Annotated in this window: 25 protein-coding genes; 8 read left to right on the top strand and 17 right to left on the bottom strand. The window is 55.0% G+C overall.

Annotation, left to right across the window (positions count from 1 at the left end; translation table 11 throughout):
• Window positions 1–71 precede the first annotated feature (71 nt).
• The 15 genes from AU511_RS04645 to ravA form a co-directional block, all read right to left on the bottom strand.
• Complete coding sequence (locus AU511_RS04645; protein ID WP_026738603.1) at window positions 72–485, bottom strand: F0F1 ATP synthase subunit epsilon; 414 nt, start codon at window positions 483–485, stop codon at window positions 72–74.
• A gap of 29 nt (window positions 486–514) precedes the next feature.
• Window positions 515–1,897 carry a F0F1 ATP synthase subunit beta gene (gene atpD, locus AU511_RS04640; RefSeq protein WP_094099947.1) on the bottom strand — a complete coding sequence of 461 codons (1,383 nt, stop codon included), beginning with the start codon at window positions 1,895–1,897 and terminating at the stop codon, window positions 515–517.
• Window positions 1,898–1,943: 46 nt separating this feature from the next.
• Window positions 1,944–2,807, bottom strand: a complete 864-nt coding sequence (gene atpG / locus AU511_RS04635; protein WP_027063777.1) for a F0F1 ATP synthase subunit gamma — start codon at window positions 2,805–2,807, stop codon at window positions 1,944–1,946.
• 53 nt (window positions 2,808–2,860) lie between these two features.
• Window positions 2,861–4,402: a F0F1 ATP synthase subunit alpha gene (gene atpA, locus AU511_RS04630; protein ID WP_026738606.1), complete on the bottom strand. Its 1,542-nt coding sequence runs from the start codon at window positions 4,400–4,402 to the stop codon at window positions 2,861–2,863.
• 12 nt (window positions 4,403–4,414) lie between these two features.
• A complete protein-coding gene (gene atpH, locus AU511_RS04625) occupies window positions 4,415–4,948 on the bottom strand; it encodes a F0F1 ATP synthase subunit delta (protein ID WP_094099946.1) in 534 nt (177 codons plus the stop codon).
• A gap of 14 nt (window positions 4,949–4,962) precedes the next feature.
• A complete protein-coding gene (atpF, locus tag AU511_RS04620; protein ID WP_026738608.1) occupies window positions 4,963–5,433 on the bottom strand; it encodes a F0F1 ATP synthase subunit B in 471 nt (156 codons plus the stop codon).
• Between the two features lie 63 nt (window positions 5,434–5,496).
• Window positions 5,497–5,736 carry a F0F1 ATP synthase subunit C gene (gene atpE / locus AU511_RS04615; RefSeq protein ID WP_005976545.1) on the bottom strand — a complete coding sequence of 80 codons (240 nt, stop codon included), beginning with the start codon at window positions 5,734–5,736 and terminating at the stop codon, window positions 5,497–5,499.
• 49 nt (window positions 5,737–5,785) lie between these two features.
• Complete coding sequence (gene atpB, locus AU511_RS04610) at window positions 5,786–6,589, bottom strand: F0F1 ATP synthase subunit A (protein WP_085650609.1); 804 nt, start codon at window positions 6,587–6,589, stop codon at window positions 5,786–5,788.
• A gap of 23 nt (window positions 6,590–6,612) precedes the next feature.
• Window positions 6,613–6,996 carry a F0F1 ATP synthase subunit I gene (atpI, locus tag AU511_RS04605; RefSeq protein ID WP_094108927.1) on the bottom strand — a complete coding sequence of 128 codons (384 nt, stop codon included), beginning with the start codon at window positions 6,994–6,996 and terminating at the stop codon, window positions 6,613–6,615.
• A 633-nt stretch (window positions 6,997–7,629) separates the two neighbouring features.
• Window positions 7,630–8,250, bottom strand: coding sequence for a 16S rRNA (guanine(527)-N(7))-methyltransferase RsmG (gene rsmG / locus AU511_RS04600; protein WP_094099945.1), 621 nt, complete (start codon window positions 8,248–8,250; stop codon window positions 7,630–7,632).
• A gap of 81 nt (window positions 8,251–8,331) precedes the next feature.
• Entirely contained in the window at window positions 8,332–10,221 is a 1,890-nt protein-coding gene (mnmG, locus tag AU511_RS04595; protein WP_094108925.1) for a tRNA uridine-5-carboxymethylaminomethyl(34) synthesis enzyme MnmG, read from the bottom strand.
• 377 nt (window positions 10,222–10,598) lie between these two features.
• A complete protein-coding gene (gene mioC, locus AU511_RS04590; protein WP_094108924.1) occupies window positions 10,599–11,042 on the bottom strand; it encodes an FMN-binding protein MioC in 444 nt (147 codons plus the stop codon).
• 91 nt (window positions 11,043–11,133) lie between these two features.
• Entirely contained in the window at window positions 11,134–11,595 is a 462-nt protein-coding gene (gene asnC / locus AU511_RS04585) for a transcriptional regulator AsnC (protein WP_094099942.1), read from the bottom strand.
• Window positions 11,596–11,693: 98 nt separating this feature from the next.
• Entirely contained in the window at window positions 11,694–13,166 is a 1,473-nt protein-coding gene (gene viaA / locus AU511_RS04580; protein ID WP_094108923.1) for an ATPase RavA stimulator ViaA, read from the bottom strand.
• Window positions 13,167–13,172: 6 nt separating this feature from the next.
• A complete protein-coding gene (ravA, locus tag AU511_RS04575) occupies window positions 13,173–14,669 on the bottom strand; it encodes an ATPase RavA (RefSeq protein ID WP_094099940.1) in 1,497 nt (498 codons plus the stop codon).
• A 233-nt stretch (window positions 14,670–14,902) separates the two neighbouring features.
• On the opposite strand from ravA, the gene kup reads away from it, so the two are divergent.
• Complete coding sequence (kup, locus tag AU511_RS04570; protein ID WP_094108922.1) at window positions 14,903–16,771, top strand: low affinity potassium transporter Kup; 1,869 nt, start codon at window positions 14,903–14,905, stop codon at window positions 16,769–16,771.
• Here the strand turns inward: kup and qseC are convergent.
• Together qseC and qseB are read right to left on the bottom strand one after the other, a co-directional pair.
• On the bottom strand, window positions 16,768–18,138 hold the full coding sequence (qseC, locus tag AU511_RS04565) for a quorum sensing histidine kinase QseC (protein WP_094108921.1): 1,371 nt from the start codon (window positions 18,136–18,138) through the stop codon (window positions 16,768–16,770). The two genes, kup and qseC, sit on opposite strands and share 4 nt — an antisense overlap.
• Entirely contained in the window at window positions 18,135–18,797 is a 663-nt protein-coding gene (gene qseB / locus AU511_RS04560; protein WP_094108920.1) for a quorum sensing response regulator transcription factor QseB, read from the bottom strand. Before qseB ends, qseC begins: the two co-directional genes overlap by 4 nt.
• A gap of 217 nt (window positions 18,798–19,014) precedes the next feature.
• On the opposite strand from qseB, the gene AU511_RS04555 reads away from it, so the two are divergent.
• The 7 genes from AU511_RS04555 (at window position 19,015) to rbsR (ending at window position 25,463) form a co-directional block, all read left to right on the top strand.
• Entirely contained in the window at window positions 19,015–19,416 is a 402-nt protein-coding gene (locus AU511_RS04555) for a YgiW/YdeI family stress tolerance OB fold protein (protein ID WP_094099936.1), read from the top strand.
• A gap of 213 nt (window positions 19,417–19,629) precedes the next feature.
• Window positions 19,630–20,049: a D-ribose pyranase gene (rbsD, locus tag AU511_RS04550; RefSeq protein ID WP_094108975.1), complete on the top strand. Its 420-nt coding sequence runs from the start codon at window positions 19,630–19,632 to the stop codon at window positions 20,047–20,049.
• 7 nt (window positions 20,050–20,056) lie between these two features.
• Complete coding sequence (rbsA, locus tag AU511_RS04545) at window positions 20,057–21,565, top strand: ribose ABC transporter ATP-binding protein RbsA (RefSeq protein ID WP_094108919.1); 1,509 nt, start codon at window positions 20,057–20,059, stop codon at window positions 21,563–21,565.
• 7 nt (window positions 21,566–21,572) lie between these two features.
• Complete coding sequence (rbsC, locus tag AU511_RS04540; RefSeq protein WP_094108918.1) at window positions 21,573–22,541, top strand: ribose ABC transporter permease; 969 nt, start codon at window positions 21,573–21,575, stop codon at window positions 22,539–22,541.
• A gap of 25 nt (window positions 22,542–22,566) precedes the next feature.
• Entirely contained in the window at window positions 22,567–23,457 is an 891-nt protein-coding gene (gene rbsB, locus AU511_RS04535; RefSeq protein ID WP_094099933.1) for a ribose ABC transporter substrate-binding protein RbsB, read from the top strand.
• Window positions 23,458–23,522: 65 nt separating this feature from the next.
• The gene (rbsK, locus tag AU511_RS04530) at window positions 23,523–24,449 is read left to right on the top strand and encodes a ribokinase (RefSeq protein ID WP_094108917.1); all 927 of its coding nucleotides are present in this window, start codon (window positions 23,523–23,525) and stop codon (window positions 24,447–24,449) included.
• Window positions 24,450–24,452: 3 nt separating this feature from the next.
• Entirely contained in the window at window positions 24,453–25,463 is a 1,011-nt protein-coding gene (gene rbsR, locus AU511_RS04525; protein ID WP_205756416.1) for a ribose operon transcriptional repressor RbsR, read from the top strand.
• The last annotated feature ends 97 nt before the right edge of the window (window positions 25,464–25,560 follow it).

Here is a 25,560-nt window from a genome sequence, read left to right as displayed (position 1 = left end):
CTTCGCCCGGACCACGGGTATAAAAAAAGCCAGCAGGTAAACACCGGCCGGCTTTTTGGAGACTGAATCTGTTACATCGATTTTCTGGTCAGCTCGATAACGCGTAGTTTAGCAATAGCTTTGCTCAGTTCAGCAGAGGCCTGAGCATAATCCACGTCACCGTGTGAACTGCGGATATGTTCTTCAGCCTTGCGCTTCGCTTCCAAAGCCCGCGCTTCATCAAGATCCTGCCCACGGATGGCGGTATCAGCCAACACGGTGACCGCATTCGGCTGTACCTCAAGGGTACCGCCGGACAGGTAGATGAACTCTTCATCGCCGTGTTGCTTAACAATACGCACCATACCAGGCTTAATGGCCGTCAGCAGAGGGGCGTGACCAGGGTAGATCCCCAGCTCGCCTTCGCTACCGGTCACCTGAATTTTCTGTACCAGGCCAGCAAACATTGCCTGTTCCGCACTCACGACATCCAGATGGTAAGTCATAGCAGCCATGTCACCCTCCTATCAAGGCGTTACAGTTTCTTGGCTTTTTCCACGGCTTCGTCAATGGAACCAACCATGTAGAACGCCTGCTCCGGCAGGTGGTCGTATTCACCGTCCATGATGCCTTTAAAGCCACGGATGGTATCTTTCAGAGAGACGAACTTACCCGGAGACCCTGTGAACACTTCTGCCACGAAGAACGGCTGAGACAGGAAGCGCTGGATCTTACGAGCACGGGATACCACCAGCTTGTCTTCTTCAGACAGTTCGTCCATACCCAGAATCGCGATGATGTCCTTCAGTTCCTGGTAACGCTGCAGAATGGACTGCACGCCACGAGCGACATCATAGTGTTCCTGACCGACCACCATAGGATCCAGCTGACGGCTGGTAGAATCCAGCGGGTCAACGGCCGGGTAAATACCCAGAGAGGCGATCTGACGGCTCAGAACCACGGTTGCATCCAAGTGAGCAAAGGTGGTGGCTGGCGACGGGTCGGTCAAGTCATCCGCAGGGACGTAAACGGCCTGTACGGACGTGATGGAACCGGTTTTCGTGGAAGTGATACGTTCCTGCAGCACACCCATCTCTTCCGCCAGCGTCGGCTGGTAGCCTACCGCGGAAGGCATACGGCCCAGCAGTGCGGATACTTCGGTTCCTGCCAACGTATAACGGTAGATGTTATCGACGAACAGCAGAACATCGCGACCTTCATCACGGAATTTTTCCGCCATGGTCAGGCCGGTCAGTGCCACGCGCAGACGGTTACCCGGCGGCTCGTTCATCTGGCCATATACCAGGGACACTTTATCCAGTACGTTGGATTCGCTCATTTCGTGATAGAAGTCGTTACCCTCACGAGTACGTTCCCCTACACCCGCAAACACGGAATAACCCGAGTGCTCGATAGCGATGTTACGGATCAGTTCCATCATGTTGACGGTCTTACCCACACCCGCGCCGCCAAGCAGGCCGACTTTACCGCCTTTGGCGAACGGACACATCAGGTCGATAACCTTGATACCCGTTTCCAGCAGTTCCTGAGAGTTGGACAGGTCTTCATAGTCCGGCGCTTCGCGGTGGATAGCCCAACGCTCTTCTTCGCCGATGTCGCCCTTCATGTCGACCGGCTCGCCCAGTACGTTCATGATACGACCCAGCGTCGCTTTACCGACCGGCACTTCGATAGGGTGACCGAGGTTAGCAACGTCCAGACCGCGACGCAGACCGTCGGAAGAACCCATTGCAATACAACGAACAACGCCGCCGCCTAACTGCTGCTGTACTTCCAGCACCAGTTTTTCAGCACCGTTTTCAACCTCAAGCGCATCGTACACCTTCGGTACGGCATCCTGAGGGAACTCGACGTCCACCACGGCGCCGATTACCTGGATAATCTTTCCAGTAGCCATCTTGAATCCTCTACGTAATTCGACAATACGTAATTCGTAAACCTGCTTAAACCGCGGAGGCTCCCCCGACGATCTCGGTGAGTTCCTGAGTGATGCTGGCCTGACGAGCCTTGTTGTATACCAACTGCAGCTCTTTAATCAGATTGCCGCCGTTATCGGTGGCGGCCTTCATCGCAACCATTCGCGCGGCCTGCTCGCTGGCCAGGTTCTCTACGACGCCCTGATAAACCTGAGACTCCACATAGCGGCGCAGCAGGGTATCCAGCAGTGCTTTAGGGTCCGGCTCATACAGGTAATCCCAGGATTTCTTCTTCAGCGTGCTGTCTTCCGCCGGGGGCAGAGGCAGAAGCTGAACCACCTGAGGCTCCTGAGACATGGTATTGATGAACTTGTTGCTCACCACATACAGCCTGTCCAGACGACCTTCGTCATAGGCCTGCAGCATGACTTTTACCGATCCGATCAATTCAGACAGGCTGGGGGTATCGCCCATCCCCGTTACCTGAGCGACAATGTTTCCGCCAACGGAATTGAAGAAAGAGACGCCTTTCGACCCGACCAGCGCCAGATCGCTTTCAACGCCCTTGTCGCCCCACTCTTTCATCTCGGCCAGAAGCTTTTTGAACAGGTTAATATTCAAGCCACCACACAGGCCACGGTCTGTAGACACGACAAAATACCCGACGCGCTTCACTTCGCGCTCTTCCAGGTACGGATGTCTATATTCCAAATTACCTAACGCAAGGTGACCAATCACTTTGCGAATAGTTTCAGCATAAGGACGGCTGGCCACCATACGATCCTGCGATTTACGCATTTTGGAAGCGGCGACCATCTCCATCGCTTTAGTGATCTTCTGCGTATTCTGGACGCTTCCGATCTTACTACGTATCTCTTTTGCGCCGGCCATCTTAGCTTCTCCTCAATAGCCTAGCGGTCTGCCGTGAGGCAGACCGCGGGCAATTACCAGGACTGGGTTGCTTTAAAGGTATCGAGGATAGTTTTGAATTGACCCTCGATTTCATCGTTATAAGCACCCGTCTGGTCGATCTGCTGCAGAAGTTCGCCGTGCTCACGGCTGGCATAGGCCAACAGCGCCGCTTCGAAACTTCCCACTTTAGACAGCTCAACGTCTTCCAGGTAACCGCGTTCTGCCGAGAACAGCACCAGAGACTGCTGCGCGATAGACATCGGCGCATACTGTTTCTGTTTCAGCAGTTCAGTCACTTTCTGACCATGGTTCAGCTGTTTACGCGTTGCATCATCCAGATCGGAAGCAAACTGAGAAAACGCCGCCAGTTCGCGATACTGTGCCAGCGCGGTACGAATACCACCGGACAGTTTCTTCATGATCTTGCTCTGAGCCGCACCACCCACACGGGATACGGAAATCCCCGGGTTAACCGCAGGACGAATACCGGCGTTGAACAGGGTGGATTCCAGGAAGATCTGACCATCGGTAATGGAAATGACGTTGGTCGGTACGAACGCGGAAACGTCCCCAGCCTGAGTTTCAATGATCGGCAGCGCCGTCAGAGAACCCGTTTTGTCCTTCACTTCACCGTTGGTGAATTTTTCTACGTACTCGGCGTTGACGCGCGCGGCGCGTTCCAGCAGGCGGGAGTGCAGATAGAACACATCGCCCGGGAATGCTTCACGACCCGGCGGACGGCGCAGCAGCAGAGAAATCTGACGATAAGCGACAGCCTGTTTGGACAGGTCATCGTAAATGATCAGCGCATCTTCACCGCGGTCACGGAAATATTCGCCCATGGCGCAACCAGCATAAGGCGCCAGGTACTGCAGAGCGGCAGATTCGGAAGCCGTAGCCACAACCACGATGGTGTTAGCCAGCGCGCCATGTTCTTCCAGTTTGCGAACCACGTTGGAAATGGTGGAGGCTTTCTGACCGATAGCGACATAGATACATTTGATACCGGAATCACGCTGGTTGATGATGGCATCAACGGCCAGCGCGGTTTTACCGGTCTGACGGTCGCCGATGATCAGCTCACGCTGACCGCGGCCGATCGGAATCATCGCATCGACGGATTTGTAACCGGTCTGAACCGGCTGGTCGACAGACTGACGCTCGATAACGCCCGGCGCAATCGCCTCAACAGCGGCGAAACCGTCGTGCTCTACCGGACCTTTACCGTCGATAGGCGCACCCAGTGTGTTGACCACTCGGCCCAGCAGGCCGCGGCCTACCGGCACTTCCAAAATACGACCGGTACATTTTACTTTCATGCCTTCGGCCAGGTCCGCATACGGACCCATCACCACAGCACCTACGGAGTCGCGCTCCAGGTTCAGTGCGATGGCATAACGGTTTCCGGGCAGGGAAATCATTTCCCCCTGCATGACATCGGCCAGACCGTGTACGCGGATGATCCCGTCACTGACGGAAACGATAGTACCTTCGTTATGAGCTTCGCTCACAACATTGAACTGAGCAATCCGCTGCTTGATCAGTTCACTGATTTCGGTGGAATTCAGTTGCATGCTCCAGTCCCCTTAAGACTGCAAGACGTCTGCCAGACGATCCAGACGACCACGAATACTGCCGTCTATCACCATATCGCCTGCGCGAATGATCACGCCGGCCATAACAGACTTATCAATTTTGCAATTCAGCTTCACTTTACGTGACAGACGTTGTTCCATCGCAACCGCTATCTTAGATAGCTGCTGCTCGTTCAGCGTCGTGGCGGAAATCACCTCGACATCAACTGTCGATTCCTGTGCCGCACGAAGTTGAACAAACTGTTCCAGTACTTCAGGAAGCACCGGTAAACGCCCGTTTTCGGCCATAACCCTAATCAGGTTTTGGCCCGCATCATCCAGTTGATCACCGCATACCTCGATGAAAGTATTCGCCAGCGTTTGCGGCGCGACAGCGCCGGAAAGCAGTTCAGCGATCAGTTCATCTCGGCTTACTTCTGCAGCAAATGCCAGCATGTACTGCCAGTGTTCAACCGCCTGGTGTTCTGCGGCAAAGTCAAAAGCTGCTTTGGCGTAGGGGCGAGCTACCGTGACAAATTCAGACATCAGCCCCTTCCTCCTTACAGTTCAGCGACCAGTTTATCGACGATGTCGCTGTTAGCAGCTTCATCCACGGAACGTTCAATGATTCTCTCGGCACCCGCAATGGCCAGCGAGGCGACCTGCTTACGCAGCTCTTCGCGAGCGCGCTTGCGTTCAGCGTCAATCTCAGCCTGGGCCTGCGCCACAATTTTGTTGCGTTCCGTTTCTGCTTCCACTTTCGCTTCTTCCAGAATCTGAGCGCGCTGCTTATTCGCCTGCTCAATAATGACCTGAGCATCCGCTTTAGCTTTCTTCAGTTGATCGGTCGCATTGGCCTGCGCTAGGTTCAGATCGTTCTTGGCGCGTTCTGCAGAAGACAAACCGTCGGCAATTTCTTTTTGACGCTTCTCAATGGCAGCCATAATCGGCGGCCATATGTACTTCATGCAGAACAGGACAAACAGGACAAACGCAATGGCCTGGCCGAGGATTGTAGCGTTAATATTCACAGCACAATGCCTCTTCGTAAGTTAAATGGTTGATGTTCCATCACCTGACAAGCACAAGCTTGTTTAGGCGACCGCAAACATCACATACAGACCCAAACCCACAGCGATCATCGGGATTGCATCCACCAGACCCATTACGATAAAGAACTGTGTACGCAGCAGAGGAATCAGATCGGGCTGACGTGCAGCGCCTTCCAAAAATTTACCACCCAGAATGCCGATACCGATCGCAGCACCGATAGCCGCCAAACCCATCATCAACGCGGCAGCCATGTACAGCAGATCCACACTCAGGTTTTCCATGACAGTCTCCAGTTTGTTTCAGTTAAAACGTTATTGTGTTGAAAGAAAATCAATGCTCTTCAGATGCCATCGAGAGATAAACAACCGTCAGAACCATGAAAATAAAAGCCTGAAGCGTAATGATCAGGATATGGAAAATGGCCCAGGGGACATTCAACAACCATTGAGACCACCACGGCAACAAGCCGGCAATCAGGATGAAGATCAACTCACCCGCATACATGTTGCCAAACAGTCGCAAACCCAGTGAAACCGGTTTGGACAGCAGGCTGACACCTTCAAGAATCAGGTTGACAGGAATAAAGACAGGATGATTAAACGGCTGCAGTGTCAGCTCTTTGACAAAGCCGCCCACGCCTTTCATTTTGATACTGTAGAACAGAATCAGAATGAAAACGCCTAACGCCATTGAAAGCGTAATGTTCACGTCGGCAGAAGGTACTACGCGCAAATAAGCATGGGCAGGATCGTGCCCGGCGGCGCTATAAATCTTCGCCCAAATTTGCGGCAGCAAATCGATCGGCAGCAGGTCCATAAAGTTCATCAGGAAAACCCAGACGAAAATGGTCAGCGCCAAAGGAGCAATCAATTTGCTCTTGCCGTGATACATATCACGCACGCTGCTATCAACGAAACCTACGACCAGCTCAACTGCGGTCTGCAGCTTGCCAGGCACGCCACTGGTTGCGTTTTTAGCGACTGAACGAAAGATAACCAGAAAGAGTATGCCAAGAGCGACTGAGAAAAACATCGAATCGATGTTGATCGCCCAGAAGCCCGAACCCACCTGTAAATGCGTCAGATGATGGCCGATATACTCTTGCGGAGTAGAGATTTCTCCTGAAGCAGACATGATGTCTCTTACCCTTTTTGTTGTTAACTACGGTAACGGTTAATGACAGCGGGTGCCACGATCTGGATAACCAACACCGACAAGTATGTCAGGCCAAGCGGAAGGAACGCCGCATGGAACCCGCCTAACGCCACCACCAACAATGCAATGGTGAAGAGCATTTTCAGCGCCTCGCCCACAGCAAATGACCAGGCAATGCGTCCTGCTGACGGTGTCTGCATGTTCTGCCGTAAGGCAAACAGCATAAACACCATATTCGGCAACCAGGCTGCCAATCCCCCGCCTAATGCGGAAACCGCCGCTTTCTGGCTGACCGTGGCAAAAATAGCGCTTAACGCCAACATCACCACGCATTGTATCAGCAACGAATGCAGCGCGACTTTCCCATTGTAAAGGGGTACAGACATGACGCTTGCTCTCCCCGTACCTTTTCTCAGAGGTATGCTGAATAAAGTCGTATAAAACTGCCTTTAGAGCATCGAGTCAAGCAGCAAAAAACGAGCAAATTATACGTTTCAGCCAAGCGAATTCAATCAATAAGTAGCCAAAAGGTGAACGATTATTTAAATTTATTTCAGAAGCCTTATTTTTACTAACTATGCCGTTAACACGACTTTAATAAAACCAGCACTAAATCAGCTACATTGTGTGATATTACTCACAAAAAACGCGTTGCAGAGTTTTATATACGATCGGCTTTTTTTTTGTCTTTAGCAAAAATAGCTATTTTTATTTATTTAATTTCAAATAGTTAAAAACCAACACTCAGCAAACATAACAAAACCACAGCGAAAACCGGTTATTGACATTCCGGATAATTTTATCTCACATCATTAACACATATCCGTCACTAAAAACGGCACCAAGATTGCCGGACTGTTCAAAAAAAACACATCCCGTCTTCTCGTCAAAATGCATTAAAGACACCGCTGTGTAACATCGCATTAAAAATTACTGAGGCCGCTAATTTATCACGCGCACGCCCCAGACTATCGGATGAAAAGTGCAATTACTTCGTGCTTATTTGATAAAAAACAACATTAAAGCTGACGCAAAATCACCAAATGTCGTTCCCCTTCCTGCTCGGGCACGCTCAATTTCACGATCGACTCGGCGGAAATGCCGTCCGGCAGCGCATGCAGTTCGTCATCGGGGAGTACGCCTTTAAGGGCGTAAAAACGCCCTTGGGGACGGGCGGGAAGATGGTGACACCATTCAACCATATCCTGCAACGAAGCGAAGGCGCGGCTGATGACGCCGTCAAACGCAGGCTCTGCGGGGAAGTCCTCAACGCGGCTCTGTACCGGTTCAACGTTTTCCAACCGCAGCTCATGCTGCACCTGGCGCAGAAAGCGTACGCGCTTGCCCAGGCTGTCTAGCAGAACGAATTGAGAATCAGGGCGGATGATGGCCAACGGAATACCAGGCAGGCCGGGACCGGTGCCGACATCAATGAAACGTTGCCCTTCCAGATGAGGTTCTACCACCAGGCTATCCATGATGTGTCGCACCAGCATTTGGTCGGGGTCGCGCACCGAAGTCAGATTGTAGGCCTTGTTCCACTTGTTCAGCAGTTCGACATACTGGATCAACTGCGTTTTCTGGCGATCGGTCAACGTTATGCCAGCGCTGTCCAGCAGGTGGTTTAATTTCGTAAGCACGCAAAAATCCTGGTTTTTCGTTCTGTTAGCTTGATAGACATGATGAAGCGCGGCCGACTTCATGCGGTCGGACGCGCTCTTTTAGGCACTGCGGCGCAGCATCCCTTGTTTTTTCAGCCACACCAGCAAAATGGAAATGGCGGCAGGCGTGACGCCGGATATACGGGACGCTTGGCCGATCGACCCCGGCTTGTGATCGTTAAGCTTAGCGACCACTTCGTTCGAGAGTCCGCTGACCTGACGATAGTCCAGCTCAGCCGGCAGCAAGGTATTTTCATTACGCTGCTGTTTCTCGATTTCTTCCAGCTGACGGGCGATGTAACCTTCGTATTTGACCTGAATCTCGACTTGTTCCGCCGCTTTGGCGTCGGCCAGCGCCGGAGCGAACATCGGCAGTTGGGTCAGCAGCGCGTAGTCGATTTCAGGGCGACGCAACAAATCTTCGCCGTTAGCTTCACGCGACAGCGGCGCTTTCAGCAGCGTGTTGATCTGGGCGACCTGCTCAGAATGCGGGTGGACGAAAACATCGCGCAGGCGCTGACGCTCTTTTTCGATGCTCTCCAGCTTCTCGTTGAAGTGCGCCCAGCGTACATCGTCGACCATGCCAAGTTCCCGACCTTGTTCGGTCAGACGCAGGTCAGCGTTGTCTTCACGCAGCATCAAACGATATTCCGCTCGCGAAGTGAACATGCGGTACGGCTCTTTCGTACCCAGCGTGCAGAGATCGTCCACCAGCACGCCGATATAGGCCTGATCGCGACGTGGCATCCACCCTTCCTGCTCGAAGGCCAGTCGCGCGGCGTTGAGCCCTGCCAGCATGCCCTGAGCGGCGGCCTCTTCGTAACCGGTCGTGCCGTTGATCTGGCCGGCGAAGAACAGGCCGTGGATAAATTTGTTTTCGAGCGTCGGTTTGAGATCGCGCGGATCGAAAAAGTCATATTCGATCGCGTAGCCCGGACGAACAATGCGTGCGTTTTCCATCCCGGCCATTGAGCGAACAATCTGCCACTGCACATCGAAGGGCAGGCTGGTGGAAATGCCATTCGGATAAATCTCGTTACTGGTTAGCCCTTCCGGCTCCAGGAAAATCTGGTGAGCATTGCGGTCGGCGAAGCGCATGACTTTGTCTTCGATCGATGGACAGTAACGGGGACCGATGCCTTCGATGACGCCCGCGTACATCGGGCTGCGATCCAGATTATTGCGGATCACCTCATGCGTATGTTCGTTGGTATGCGTGATGTAGCAAGGCATCTGCGCCGGATGCTGACTGGCGCTTCCCATGAAGGAGAAGACTGGCATCGGGTTGTCGCCATGCTGTTGCCCCAGCACGCTGAAGTCGATGGTGCGCGCGTCGATACGGGGCGGCGTTCCTGTTTTCAGGCGACCGACGCGAAGCGGCAACTCCCGCAGACGTTTGGCGAGCGGAATGGACGGCGGATCGCCAGCACGGCCACCGCTGTAGTTATCCATTCCGATATGAATTTTGCCGTCAAGGAAAGTTCCGACGGTCAGGACGACGGATTTGGCGCGGAATTTCAGGCCCATCTGGGTCACGACGCCCACCACGCGATCGTTTTCCACGATCAGATCGTCAACGGCCTGCTGGAAGATCGTCAGGTTTTCCTGATTTTCCAGCGCCGTTCTTACCGCTTGCCGATACAGAACGCGGTCTGCCTGAGCACGAGTCGCACGTACGGCAGGCCCTTTGCTGATGTTTAGTATCCTAAACTGAATACCCGCCTGGTCGATGGCGCTTGCCATCAGGCCGCCCATGGCGTCGATCTCTTTGACCAGATGTCCTTTTCCGATCCCGCCTATGGCTGGATTGCATGACATTTGTCCTAGCGTATCAATGTTATGCGTCAGTAAAAGGGTTTGACGTCCCATTCGAGCGGAAGCCATTGCGGCCTCTGTGCCGGCATGACCTCCGCCGATCACGATGACGTCAAAAGGATCTGGATAAAACATGGTACTGCACCTCGCGTGGTTGCGAACGATCGTTACGGCCCTGGGGTGGGGGATTCTACTCAAGTTTGTTCGAACGACCAAGCGCGGTTGATCGTCAGGTAATTAAAGAAAGATCTTTTTATTTAAAGATCTCTTTATTAGATCTCTTATTAGGATCGACCCTATCTGTGGATAAGCCAAAATAAGCGAGAATGATCAACCGATTAAGCGGGATCATTAGCTGTGAAAGATCGGTGATCCCACACCGTATAAGCTGGGATCTGAATGGGACTTTATGCACAGGCTAGAAAACAACCAGTAGTTGTTATTGGGATAACTACCGGTTTTACCCGTGATATAACGTGTTTTATCCACAGATAAAGGTGTAAAAAAAGGCGTTATCTGAGTAAATTAATCCACGATCCCACCCATTCTTCCGCTGGATCCTCGGGTATTTCGTGTTCAGTAATGTCGATCTTGAGGATTTCACCGATCCTTTTCGCCCCACGATCCTGCAAAATGCGATCGACTGTCAGGATCGCGCCACAGTATGTGTCGTACTCTTTACTGCCGATCCCGATAGCGCCAAACCTGATCTGCGAGAGATCGGGTTTACTCGCCTCTATTTCTTCGAACAACGTTTTCAGATTGTCGGGCAGGTCGCCCGCGCCGTGCGTAGAGGTGATCACCAGCCATAACCCTTGCGTAGGCACTTCGCTGAGTTCAGGGCCATGCAGCAGCGTGGTGGAGAAGTCAGCCTGTTGCAGCAGGGTTTCCAAATGCTCTGCGACGTACTCCGCGCTGCCAAGCGTGCTACCGCTAATAAGAGTGATATGGGTCATACACGATCCCGTCGGATTAAAAGACGGGACATTGTACGCTGTGATTTTCGTGGGATCTACCTGTGGATAATAGGGGGATAGGAAAAAAAGGTTAGGGCGCTATAGTCCGCATTATGGGGTTTTGCAGGGAGATCAGGGTCTCCGTGGACTGAATTTCATCAATAGTCTGGATCTTGTTGATAAGTACGTCCTGCAACGCGTCGATAGAGCGGCACATCACCTTGATGAACACGCTGTAGTGCCCGGTGGTGTAATAGGCCTCCACCACTTCTTCCAGGTTATTCAGCTTTTCGAGCGCGGAGGGGTAATCTTTGGCGCTCTTCAGGATAATGCCGATAAAACAGCACACGTCGTAGCCCAGCTGTTTAGGATTCACGTCCAGACGCGTGCCGACGATGATGCCTGCCTGCTTCATTTTTTCTACCCGGACATGGATGGTGCCGGGGCTGACCGTGAACTGCTTGGCGAGCTCCGCATAGGGCGTACGCGCATTTTCCATTAGCGCGCCGAGGATACTGCGGTCGAGTTCGTCCATTGAATAGGTGTCGGCCATATCACGTCTCTAAAGTTGTCTGTTTCTGCGTTTTACTGCGAATGGTGGGTTGAAGCAACGTCTATCACGGCCGCGTCGGAAAAAAGCCGAGCGGACGTTCAGTTTTTCGTGTGATGCAGACGACGTTGCAAACGACTTTTCAGACCGGTATTGAAACGCCAGATATGGTCGAAAATCGTTAAGATCCCCGGTTTCCCGTGATCGGACATCGCCACCGCATGAAAACGATGGTGATATTGACGCTGGCGCCGCCGCACTTCCTCAACCAACGGCTCGGGAAGACGCTGGGCGATGAAGTCCGAGATCATGACGGCATCCGCATCCTGCCATTGCTGACTGGCCATGATATCCAGCAGGGCGGCGATGCAGTCCGACATATCTGTACCGCCGCGGAACGACTGATTGAGAAAACGAATTGCTTCATCCAGACCGTTGGCGGACGTCAGCTCGTAGCTCACGACGCCCGTCGAGAACAGCATAATGTAGCAGCGACGGTTATCTTCCAGCGCGACGCGCATCAACGCCAGACAGAAGGCTTTGGCGCAGCGTTCGTTAAAACCGCCCATTGAGCCGGAGGTATCCACGCAGACGATGAAGGGGCCGCGCGGCTGCTGTTCCTGATTCTGATGAACGACTGGACGCTCCTGGATCTTCTCGCGCCAGCCTTCCCCCTGCAACCGGTAAGTGAGCAGTCGGTGTTCCGCCAGGCGGCGATAGAACTCGTACTCCAGCTCGTCGACGCCAAGCGTCGACAGTTCCGTGGGGACCAGTCGCAGGATGTCGTCGCTTTGGTGGATGCCGCTGACCTGTTCCGGCGTCAGGGACGGCTCGCGGATCATCACCTTGAACGCTTCGAGCGGCGTCGTCTGACTCAGCACTGTTTTAGTTTCATTGCTGCGGCCCAGGCGTTCCGCCAGTTGCCGGAGTTCGGGCTGTTGTTGCAAGAAGGCGCTGGTGGCGAGCAGCGGTTGCAGAGCCGGGGTCAGGCGTTTTCCGGCGCTGAGGTCCCATAGCCTGCCGGCGGCGGTATCGTTTTCCGCCAGCACCGGAATCAGTGATTCGGTGACGGTGAGACGCTGCTGCAACTCCTCCAAAAGGGTATCCCGCTCCTGATCGACGATTCGATGATGCAGTTCCAGCGTCTGCTGTGTCAGGCTGGCGCGCCAGCGCTGGATAAACAGCGCGTGTAATCCCGCCGTCATCTCATGGTCGGAGGTATCCGGCGAGTGGCGTAGTTTGTCCGCTTGAGCCAGAAACGGCGAATTGACTTCTTTCAGCAGAGTCATCAGCTCCGGCATGCGGGATGGCAAAGTATGCCGGCTAGTGGCCAGCGCCTGTTGGTATCCCGCGACTTCCTTTTCGAGCTCTTCCGGGGCCGCAGTGGTGTGGAGCCGCTGTTGCAAAAGCGTTTTCCACTTGGGGAGATCGTTCATGACGGCGGATTTGAGCCGTGGATGCTTTTCGAAGAACATCGCCAGTTGCGGCGTCGACAGCAGCGTGACGAGCATATCGTCCAGGAGATGGTTTTCATCAATAGAAAGCAGGAGCTCCAGCGATTCCAGCGTCAGCATTGGGGGTTACTCCTGTCGAGACTGTTCTATCTGTTCATCGACCAGCCGCAGGCTTTCTTCAATCCGCGCGAACCACTCTTTAGGGATGAATAGACAAGGCTGATGCTGCGCGAAGCGGCGCTGTTGTTCCTTAAGCTGTAGTTTGAGCGTGTCGTACTGCTGCACCAAAGACTCAGGCAGCTTGATGTTGTTTTTGTCCGGCAATGAAAGTGTGGTGCTCTGGAGGCTGATGTCATGAACCACCAGATGCTGGGCGTCGTCGACTTTCATATCGATGCGTTGCCCGAATCCAAGGCCGTTGAGTTTAGCGCGGATTTCGCCTCCGGCATTCAGCCAGTGCGACAACGCCTTGGTCTCGAAGACCAGATGGGTGACCGTGCGTTCATTCAGTACCAGCGGGGTTTGCAGCACCAGCGTCAGAGTCTCGTCAGTAACGGTTTCAGGCAGCGTATAGTGTGGTTTACGGGCGAAGAAATTACTCTGTTTTTCCACCCGAAAGGCCTGCAGTTCACTCTGCTGCTGTTCGTACTGTTGCCGTTCGAGATTAAGTTGCTGAAGCCGATAAAGCAGCGTCTGTTGCTGGTAGGCGTGCTCGGTCATCAGCTGATTCATCAGCTGTTTGACCAAATCGAACGAGGTGTTGTCGTGCCACAGGCAATCTTTGAGCAGAATGATGTCTACCGGCGTGATGTTATCCCGCCCGCTGAAGAAGGCGCAGGCCTGAAGCAGGCGAATGGCTTTTTTCCACCGGCGATCGGAGACATAGGGCGCATTTTCCTGCGAGTCCAGCAGCTGACGCAGTTGGAAAATCAAATCGAAACACGCATCCGGCAACGTTATTTGATTGATGAGCGATTGCCACTGCACATACTCTTCGCCGCTGATGCTAAGGGCGTCGCTGACCGGATTATCGCGTTCCCCACCGCTGGTGGTCAGCATGGCCCGAAAGTTCTGTTTATCTTGCACGCGGCCGAGCCACAAGCGGATCAACATACGGTCGTATAGCGCTTCCAGACTACTGTCGGCTTCCGGCAGTTCGTTAGAGGCGGTGACCAACAGGCGCATGGGGATGGGTTCCTCGCTGTCGCCATTGCGAAAGCGGCGTTCGTTGATGGCGGTCAGGAGGGTGTTCAGTATCGCCGGACCCGCCTTCCAGATTTCATCCAGAAAAACGATTTCCGCTTCAGGCAGGTAGCCGGAGGTCAGACGCTGGTAGCGTCCTTCATCTTTCAGCGCCTGAATCGACAACGGTCCGAAGACTTCTTCCGGCGTGGAAAAGCGCGTCATCAGATATTCGAATGCCCGGGAGTCTCTGAACGCATATTTCAGCCGGCGGGCGATCAGGCTTTTCGCAATCCCTGGCGGTCCAAGTAAAAAGACGCTCTCTCCGCTAAGCGCGGCCAGCAGGCATAAGCGTATGGCATGTTGTCTTTCGTACAGGCCGTGTTCGAGGGCTTGGCTCAGGCGGGCGATTCGGTCAGCCAGCGCGGTGGGTTGTATCATTATTTATCCATCATTGCCGTCAATCACTGTTCGAGATTAGCAGTCTGGCTGAAGAATTATTAGCTGATTATGGGCATTGTTAGCCGCGTTAATCAATAATTGTCCTGTAAACGAAACGAGAAGGCAGGTTTTAAAAATGGGCTTTTAGCGTGATTTGTGCATACTGAGCGTTTTTGGGGCCGCTCAACATCCGGGTGGTTCTATGTGCTAATGGACTATAGAAGATAGGGTTTATGAATTCAGAACATAAACGTCCATTGCCAGCGATTACGTTGGCAGCAATAGGAGTGGTATACGGTGATATCGGTACTAGTCCTCTCTATACGCTTAGGGAATGTTTGTCCGGGCAGTTCGGTTTCGGTGTGGGAGCAGATTCCGTCTATGGATTTCTGTCACTGATTTTCTGGCTGTTGGTCTTAGTCGTTTCGATGAAATATCTGAGTTACGTCATGCGGGCGGACAACGCCGGAGAAGGGGGCATACTGACGTTGATGTCTCTGGCCGGGCGCAACACCTCGGACCGGGTCACGGCGATAGTCGTTATTATGGGGTTGATCGGCGGCAGCTTTTTCTACGGCGAAGTCGTCATAACACCGGCTATCTCAGTGATGTCGGCGATAGAGGGGTTGGATATCGTCGCGCCCTCGTTGGAATCTTATATCGTCCCCGTCTCCATCGCGGTGCTAACGCTTTTATTCATGATCCAAAAACACGGCACTGGGCGCGTGGGGAGTTTGTTCGCGCCGGTGATGCTGGTGTGGTTCCTGACGCTCGGCATTCTCGGCGCACGCAGCGTGATCGACCATCCGCAGGTCTTGCAGGCGCTGAACCCGATGTGGGCCGTGAATTTCTTCATCAAATATAAGATGGTGTCCTTCTTTGCGCTGGGCGCAGTGGTGCTGGCTATCACCGGGGTCGAAGCCTTGTATGCCGACATGGGACACTTCGGCAAATTGCCTATCCGCATTGCCTGGTTCCTGGTGGTGCTGCCGTCGTTGATACTCAACTACTTCGGTCAGGGCGCGCTGCTGCTGAAAGATCCCGAAGCCATCAAAAACCCCTTCTTCCTGCTGGCACCTGACTGGGCGCTGATCCCGTTGCTGGTGCTGGCCGCCTTAGCGACGATCATCGCTTCGCAGGCGGTAATCTCCGGCGTCTTCTCCCTCACCCGTCAGGCGGTTCGTCTTGGCTATTTGCCGCCGATGAAGATTGTGCACACCTCCGATATGGAGTCCGGGCAAATCTATATTCCGGTGATCAACTGGCTACTGTACGTGGCGGTTGTACTGGTGATCGTCAGCTTCGAACACTCAAGCCGACTGGCTGCGGCGTATGGGATTGCGGTGACCGGGACGATGGTGCTGACCAGCATTCTGGTGTGTATTGTCGCCGTTAAGAACTGGCACTGGTATCGCTACGTGGTCTACCTGATGTTGGCGGTACTGCTGATGATCGACATACCGATGTTCCTGGCCAACGCCGTGAAAATTTTCTCCGGTGGCTGGCTGCCGCTGGCGCTGGGGCTGGTGATGTTTGTCATCATGACCACCTGGAAGAGCGAGCGTTTCCGTCTGATGAGACGGCTGAATGAGCACGGCAACTCGCTGGAGGCGATGATCGCTTCGCTGGAGAAAAACCCGCCGGTGCGGGTGCCGGGCACGGCGGTGTACTTCTCCCGCGCAACGCACGTCATTCCCTTTGCGCTGTTGCATAACCTGAAACATAACAAGGTGTTGCACGAACGCGTGGTTCTGCTGACGATGCGGACTGAAGACGCGCCGTATGTGCATAACGCTCGCCGCGTGACGGTCGAACAGCTTTCCCCATCCTTCTGGCGGGTTATCGCCAGCTACGGGTGGCGGGAAACGCCCAACGTGGAAGAGGTATTTCACCGCTGCTGGCAGGACGGCCTGACCTGTCAGATGCTGGAAACGACCTTCTTCATGTCTAACGAATCGCTGATTATGGGCAAACGGCCGTGGTATCTGCGCGGTCGCGGCAAGCTGTTCATGATGCTGAGCCGCAACGCGCTGAGAGCCGCCGATCAGTTCGAAATTCCGCCTAACCGGCTGATAGAACTAGGGATTCAGGTGGAAATCTAGTGACTTCGGGTTAGCGGCCAGGTCAGCTGGGCGGAGAATCCGCCGCCCGGCAGATTAGCGAACCGTGTCGTCATACCATGCAGGTGGGCGATCCGGTTGACTATCGACAGGCCCAGTCCGCTGCCCGAGGCTTCCTGACCGGGCGGACGAAAGAAGCGTTCGCCCAATCGCAACAAAATCTCCTCGTGTACCCCCGGCCCTTCGTCGGCCACTTCCAACCCTTCCATCGTTAACATGACGCGTACGACGCCGCTTGCGCCGTTGCTGCCATAACGAATGGCATTATCCAGCAAGTTGCGCACCGACAGCGTTAACAACAACGCATTGCCCGGCGTTGCCACGGGCGTTTCCGGCGTGTTGAGGTTCAGCATCACGCCCTGACGCCGGGCCTCCTCTGTCTGATCCGCGACGGCCTGCTCAAGCAGCGGCTGCCAATGTACCGTTTCCGATGAGGCGGGATCATTGTCGACGTCGAGACGAGAAAGGGTCAGCAACTGATCGACCAGCCGGGTCGCACGATCTATGCCTGCGTCCAACTGGCCGAGCGCGCGTCGACGCATCTCTTCATCGTCATGGGCCAATTGGACGACCTCGGCCTGAACCTTCAGCGCGGCTAACGGGCTGCGTAGTTCATGGGCGGCATCGGAGGTGAAACGACGCTCTCGCGTCAGCATGGCATTGATGCGGGCGAACAGGCCGTTCAGCGCATCCACCAGCGGGCGTACCTCTGGCGGCACTCGCGGCGTGGCGATGGGCGACTCGTCATCCGGGCGACGTTGTCCGAGCTGACGCGCGATATGTGTCAGCGGCCGCAGCTCATAGGTGACCAGCAGGAACAGCAAGATCAGCATCACGGGCAAAGCGGCCAGCCAGGGCGTGAGATTGGTTTTTACGATATCGAGCGCCATATCGTGACGATATTCCACCTCCTGCCCGACGGCCACCACATAGCGTTTATCCGGCGTGGTCAGCCATACCAGCCGCCAGAGATCATCGTCGTCGTGTAATTGGCCGGTGGTAAAGCCATCGTGGCGATAGTCGGAGAATAGAAACCGTTTGCCGTTATCGTCATCGCTCAGTACCCGCAGTCCATCAGTGCGGAAAATGGCGAAGGCCAGCGCATCCTCGTCCTGGTCTCCTCGCGCCTTTTTCGTGATTTGCCGGGCGGCCGGTAGCGCCTGAGGTTGGAGATCCTGAGGCGTGAGGGTGGCTAGCCGTTTGGCGAACAGGAGTTGCTGGGTATCGAACAGCTCGTTGATATTATGCCGCGTCTGTTGCCAGGCCAGTATGGCCGCCGCGCCCCAGCACAGCAGCGTCAGTAGCATGAATCCCAGTAGCAGACGCAGGCGCAGATTCAAACGCTTCATGGGGCATCTCCCAGTCGGTAACCCACGCCGTGGACAGTTCGGATGACATGGCTGCCCAGCTTTTTGCGTAGATGATGAATGTGGACTTCCACGGCATTGCTGGAGACGTCATCGTCCCAGCCGTACAGCTTCTCCTCCAACTGAGCGCGCGTCAGAATCCGACCGGCGTTCATCATGAACAGCTCCAGCAGCGCCAGTTCGCGCGACTTCAATTCGATGGGACGATCGTTGACCGTGACGATGCGCGTGCCCGGTTCTAACGCCACATTATCGTAGACGAGCTTTGGCCGCAGCTCGCCGTGACGGCGGCGGATCAGCGCCTGTAGCCGTGCGGCCACTTCGGTGAGGGCGAAGGGTTTGCATAGGTAGTCGTCTGCGCCGTCCTGCAATCCCTGAACCCTGTTTTCCAGCGCGTCGCGCGCGGTCAGAATCAGCACCGGAATTGACTCTCCGGCCTGCCGCCAGCGTCGCAGAATGACCAGTCCATCCATTTCCGGCAGGCTCAGGTCCAGCACCACCGCGTCGTAAGGGGCGGCGTGCAAGGCCCGCATCCCCTGTTCGCCTTGCTGGAACCAGTCGATGCTGAAGCCCAGCTTGGTCAATCCAGCTTTGATGCCGTCGCCTATCAGGCGGTCGTCTTCTATCAGCAGTATTCTCATTTTCTCCCACCTTGCGTTGAAGGGATGTTATCGGGGATCGGTACAGAGAGAACAGTTCAAAGGGCCGGAAATGTGGCGCCGGCCACCGTATGAATAAAGATAACGAATGATTGGCTATCCTTAAGATCCTGTTAAGAACATTTTGTTTTAGTGGCGCTGTAAGGCAAATGAAACGCAGTTTTACCCTACGGCAATCAATGGCAATAAGGAGTTTTCTATGAAAAAAACAGCAGCATTCTTCGCGATCACCGCCCTGTGTGCCGCCCCGGCTTTTGCCGCTCAGACCGGCGGATTTGTGGAACCTAATGCCTCTTCATCCCCGGCACATTCCGCCGGCGGGTTTTCCGGCCCCGACGGTAGCGTGACGACGGTAGCGAAAGCCAAAGAGCTGAAAGACGACAGTTGGGTGACGGTACGTGGTCATATTGAACGCCGCGTCGGCAGCGAGGATTATGAGTTCCGCGACGAAACCGGCACGATAACGGCCGAGATTGACGACAAGTACTGGAACGGCCAGAGCGTGACGCCAACCGACAAGGTGGAGCTGCAAGGCGAGCTGGATAAAGGCTTTAATTCGGCAGAGCTGGATGTCAAACAGGTGAAGAAAATCCAGAACTGACACGTCTCGAACGCCTCGCTTTTCTGGGCGGGTTTCCCCGCCCCTCTTCACATCCTCTCACTTTCTCTCGCCCCTCTTACGGTCTCTCTCCCTGCTTTTATCGTGTAAGCGAAACGTTTCGATAGCGATCACATTTCGGCTACATCTTGATTGTCTTCCCACCCCCGTTTGCTCATTATCCGGGCACGCGAAACGTTTCGCTGAGGGGGAATGATGAAAAAAGGCGTGTTGCTGAATACCGCGATTTCCGAGGTGATTGCCCGTTTGGGGCATACCGACAGCATCGCGATCGCGGATGCCGGACTGCCGGTGCCGGAGAAGACTCTCCGCATCGACCTGGCGCTCACCCACAACGTACCCAAGTTTTTGCAGGTCGTGGCGGCCGTGACGGAAGAAATGCAGGTGGAAGCGGCCATTCTGGCCAAAGAGATCATCGAGAACAATCCTCGTATTCACGAAGCGCTATTGCAGCATTTACTGCAGCTTGAACAACGTCAGGGCAATACGATTTCGCTTCATTACGTCACCCATGACGCATTCAAACAGCAAAGCGCTCAAAGCCGGGCTGTGATCCGCAGCGGGGAGTGCTCCCCTTATGCGAACGTCATCCTGTGCGCGGGCGTCACTTTCTGAGGCCGCTATGCAACCTTTACTGCAACTTCACGGCATCACCAAATCCTTTCCGGGCGTTAAAGCGCTGTCTGGCGCGGGATTGAACGTTTATCCGGGCAAAGTCATGGCGCTGGTGGGAGAGAACGGCGCGGGCAAATCCACGCTGATGAAGGTGCTGACCGGAATTTACCGCAAAGACGCCGGGAGCGTGCGTTTCCTCGGTGAAGAAGTGGCCTTCAATGGGCCTAAAGCATCGCAGGAAGCGGGGATCGGCATTATCCATCAGGAGCTGAATTTGATCCCGCAGCTCACCATCGCGGAAAACATCTTCCTGGGGCGTGAATTCACGACGCCGCTGGGCCGCATCGACTGGAAGCGAATGTATGCCGAGGCGGATCGCCTGTTGCAGCGGTTAAACCTGCGTTATGACAGCCGTCGCCCGGTGGGAGAGTTGTCGATTGGCGATCAGCAAATGGTGGAGATCGCCAAGGTGCTCAGCTTCAAATCGCAGGTCATCGTGATGGATGAACCTACGGATGCGTTAACCGATACCGAAACCGCCTCCTTATTCAGCGTCATCGGCGAGTTGAAAGCGCAGGGCTGCGGGCTGGTTTACATCTCTCATCGCCTGAAGGAGATCTTCGAGGTCTGCGATGACGTGACGGTGATGCGCGACGGCCAATTCGTCAGCGAACTCCCCGTGGGCGATCTGCAAGAAGAGCGGCTGATCGAGATGATGGTGGGTCGCAAGCTGGAGGATCAATATCCCCGCCTTGCTCAGACGCCGGGCGCGGTCCGGATGAACGTCGATCGGGTCTCCGGGCCGGGTGTTCAGCCGGTCAGTTTTACCTTGCGCAAAGGCGAAATTCTCGGTGTTTCCGGTCTGATGGGCGCGGGACGCACGGAGTTGATGAAAATCCTCTACGGCGCCCTTCGCCGCACCGGCGGCACGCTGACGCTGGAGGGGCGGGACGTGGTGACCCACTCTCCGCAGGACGGTTTAGCGAACGGCATCGTCTATATCTCCGAAGATCGCAAGCGCGACGGTCTGGTGCTCGGTATGTCGGTAAAGGAAAACATGTCTCTGACGGCACTGCGTTATTTCAGCTATATCGGCGGAACGCTGAAACACGGTGAAGAAGCGCAGGCCGTGAGCGACTTTATCCGCCTGTTCCATATCCGAACCCCGTCGATGGAGCAGCCTATCGGACTGCTCTCCGGCGGCAATCAGCAAAAAGTGGCCATAGCGCGCGGACTGATGACGCGGCCGAAGGTTTTGATTCTCGATGAGCCGACGCGTGGCGTGGACGTCGGCGCCAAGAAGGAAATCTACCAGTTGATTAACCAGTTCAAGCAGGAAGGGCTGAGCATCATTCTGGTGTCGTCGGAAATGCCCGAAGTTCTGGGGATGAGCGACCGAATCATCGTGATGCACGAAGGGCGGCTGAGCGGCGAATTCTCCCGCGATGAAGCGACGCAGGAAGCGCTGATGGCGGCCGCAGTCGGTAAACAACACTACAGCATAGAGCAGGAGTAAGGCCGATATGAGCACTCACACTATCATCGCAACGCGCCGGTTCGGCAAAGCGTGGCTGCTGGAACAGAAGTCGCTGATCGCGTTGCTGATCCTCATCGCTGTGGTGTCGGCGCTAAGCCCCAACTTTTTCACCCTGAACAATGTGTTCAACATTCTCCAACAGACGTCGGTCAACGCCATTATGGCGGTGGGGATGACGCTGGTGATCCTCTCCTCTGGCATTGATTTGTCCGTCGGATCGCTGCTGGCGCTAACCGGCGCAGTGGCGGCGTCTTTGGTCGGTATGGAGATGAATGCTCTGGTGGCGGTGTTCGCCGCGTTGGGGTTGGGGGCAGCTATCGGCGCCGGCACAGGTTTTATTGTCGCCAAAGGTCGCGTCCAGGCTTTTATTGCGACCTTGGTCATGATGTTGCTGTTGCGTGGCGTCACGATGGTTTACACCAACGGCAGCCCGATCAACGCCGGATTCTCGGCGTCGGCGGACGTGTTGGGCTGGTTCGGTATTGGGCGTCCTCTGGGCGTGCCGACGCCTATCTGGCTGATGGCGGGCGTGTTTCTGGCGGCATGGTATGTCCTTCATCACACCCGCTTCGGACGCTACATCTATGCGCTCGGCGGTAATGAAGCGGCGACGCGCCTCTCCGGCATCAGCGTGGATAAGGTCAAAATCGCGGTCTACGCGCTGTGCGGTTTGCTGTCGGCGCTGGCGGGCATTATCGAGGTCGCGCGTCTGTCGTCCGCGCAGCCTACGGCGGGATCGGGCTATGAACTGGATGCGATTGCCGCCGTTGTTCTGGGCGGAACCAGCCTGGCGGGCGGCAAAGGGCGTGTCATGGGGACGCTGATCGGCGCATTGATTCTTGGGTTTTTGAACAATGGGCTGAATCTGCTCGGCGTATCGTCTTACTACCAAATGATCGTCAAAGCGGCCGTGATTCTGCTGGCGGTCCTGGTAGATAACAAAAGCCATAAATAACCGTCATCTATATAGGAATCTCAAGATGAAAATTAAAACGTTTGTGACGTTGATTTCCGCCGTTGCGCTGAGCGCAACGCTTGCCACTCAGGCGGCGGCCAAAGAGACCATCGCGCTGGTGGTGTCGACCTTGAACAATCCTTTCTTTGTTTCACTGAAAGATGGCGTCCAGAAAGAGGCGGATAAGCTGGGCTACAACCTGGTGGTGTTAGATTCACAGAATAATCCGGCGAAAGAACTATCGAATGTGCAGGACCTGACTGTTCGTGGGGCCCGGTTGTTGCTGATTAACCCAACGGACTCAGATGCCGTGGGGAATGCCATTAAAATGGCCAATCAGGCCAACATTCCGGTGATTACGCTGGATCGCGTCTCCAGCAGCGGTAAGGTCGTCAGCCACGTGGCGTCGGACAATGCCGCTGGCGGAGCCGCCGCGGCAGACTTTATCTTCGATAAGCTGGGTGAACGTGCGAAGGTCATCCAGTTGGAAGGGCTGGCGGGAACCTCGGCCGCTCGCGAACGTGGTCGCGGTTTCATGACGTCGGCGAAGCAACACCAGTTCGACATTCTGGCCAGCCAGCCGGCAGACTTTGACCGGACTAAGGGACTAAACGTGATGCAAAATCTGCTGACGGCGCATCCGACGGTGAAAGCGGTGTTCGCACAGAATGATGAAATGGCGCTGGGCGCGCTGCGCGCCTTGCAGACGGCGGGCAGGAATGATGTGCTGGTTGTGGGATTCGATGGCACTGAGGATGGGATAAAAGCGGTTAACGGCGGCAAGCTGGCCGCTACGGTGGCTCAGCGACCGGATCAGATTGGTATCATCGGCGTTCAAACGGCGGATAAGGTCCTGAAAGGTGAACAGGTGCCTGCGGTGATCCCCGTCGATTTGAAATTAACGACCAAACCCTAACGTCAAAGGGATGTCTTGACGATGCGCCGCGGCTTAACGCGGCGCATACATTCGGAGAGCGTGTTATGAAAGCCGGAAGACTGGTGGTGCTGGGCAGCATCAATGCGGATCATATTCTCAATCTGACGCAGTTTCCTTCGCCCGGTGAAACGGTGATCGGTAAGCAATATAACGTGGCCTTCGGCGGCAAAGGGGCCAATCAGGCCGTCGCGGCCGGGCGCTGTGGGGCGGATATCGCTTTTATCGCCTGCGTGGGGGCCGACGATATCGGTCAGCGTATTCGTCAGCAGTTGGCGGAAGACCGCGTCGACATTTCCGCCGTGGAAGCGGTTCCGGGCCAGACGACTGGCGTGGCGCTGATTTGGGTCAACGAAGATGCTGAAAATATGATTGCCATTCACTCGGGGGCGAACGCGGCCTTGGACTCTGGCGTGATGGCGCGGTGTCAGCAGAAAATTGCGGGGGCATCCGCGCTGTTGATGCAGCTGGAATCACCGCTGGAAACGGTGATTGCCGCAGCCCGGCTGGCCCAGAGTCACCGTACTCGGGTCATTCTCAACCCGGCGCCTGCCCAGCCATTACCAGACGAGCTCCTGGCGCTGGTGGATATGATCACTCCTAATGAAACCGAGGCGCAGCATCTCACCGGTATTCGCGTTGAAACGGAAGATGATGCCCGACGCGCCGCTCAAGTGTTGCATGATAAAGGCGTGAGCAGCGTCATTATCACGTTGGGGGGGCGCGGCGCATGGGTGAGTGAACAGGGGCGCGGACTGCTGATTCCGGGCTTTCAGGTAGAGGCTGTCGATACCATTGCCGCGGGCGACACCTTCAATGGCGCATTGCTGACGACGCTACTGGAGGAAAAGCCGATGCTGGAGGCCGTTCGTTTCGCTCATGCTGCCGCTGCGATCGCAGTAACGCGACGAGGGGGGCAGCCGTCAGTACCATGGCGTAATGAAGTTGAGGCCTTTTTGCGGGAACAGGAGTAATTCTTGGCAACGATGAAAGATGTCGCCAGAGTGGCGGGCGTATCCACGTCAACGGTGTCTCATGTTATCAATGGCGACCGTTTTGTCAGCGAAACCGTGCGCGGGAAAGTCTTGCTGGCGGTTAAGCAGTTGAACTATGCGCCGTCCGCGTTAGCCCGCAGTCTGAAAATCAATCAAACCCACACCATCGGTATGTTGTTGACGGCGAGCAGCAACCCCTTTTACGCAGAGGTTGTGCGCGGCGTGGAACGCAGCTGCTATGAGCGCGGCTACAGCCTGATCCTATGTAATACCGAAGGCGACTCCGAACGCATGAGCCGCAGCCTCGAGACGCTGCTGCAAAAACGGGTGGATGGTCTGCTATTGATGTGCTCGGAGAGCAGCGCGCTCTCTCCAGATATCATGAGCCGATACCCTTCATTGCCGACGGTCATGATGGACTGGGCGCCTTTTGAAGGGTGCGGCGGGGTGATTAAAGACAATTCGCTGCAGGGCGGTGAGATCGCAACACGGTATCTGATAGCGCAAGGCTATCGTCGTATTGCCTGCATCACGGGGCCGCTGGATAAAACCACGGCGCACAATCGTCTGGAGGGTTACCGGAAAGCGATGGACGATGCGGGATTACCTCGTTCTCCTTTCTATGAGGTCTCAGGTGATTTCGAATTTGACTCCGGTTATCGCGCAATGCAGCAGTTGCTAACGTTAGATCAACCGCCGGAAGCCGTTTTTGCCTGTAACGATGCGATGGCGGTGGGCGTTTACCGAGCGTTGCATCAGGCCGGTTTGTCTATTCCCAAGGATATGGCTGTGATGGGGTACGACGATATAGAACTGGCGCGCTATCTCTCTCCTCCGTTAACCACTATTCATCAGCCTAAGGATGCATTGGGTGAACTCGCTATCGATACACTGCTGTATCGAATGACGGATCCGGACTCTCCGCCGAATGTTTTGACGTTGACGCCGGAGCTGGCAGTCCGGGAATCAGTTGAGATATATCGCCACCGTTGATGATGATGCGTGATTTATAGACGATATAGCGAGAAATCGCGGGTTTTACATCCGCTTTGGGTAAAAAAAATCCACTCGATAATATTTTTCATATTAA

Origin of the sequence: Lonsdalea iberica (genome assembly GCF_002111585.1) — a bacterium.
Taxonomy (GTDB): domain Bacteria; phylum Pseudomonadota; class Gammaproteobacteria; order Enterobacterales; family Enterobacteriaceae; genus Lonsdalea; species Lonsdalea iberica.
Note: the sequence above shows the minus strand (reverse complement) of the source record. Positions and strands in the feature narration are given on the sequence as shown.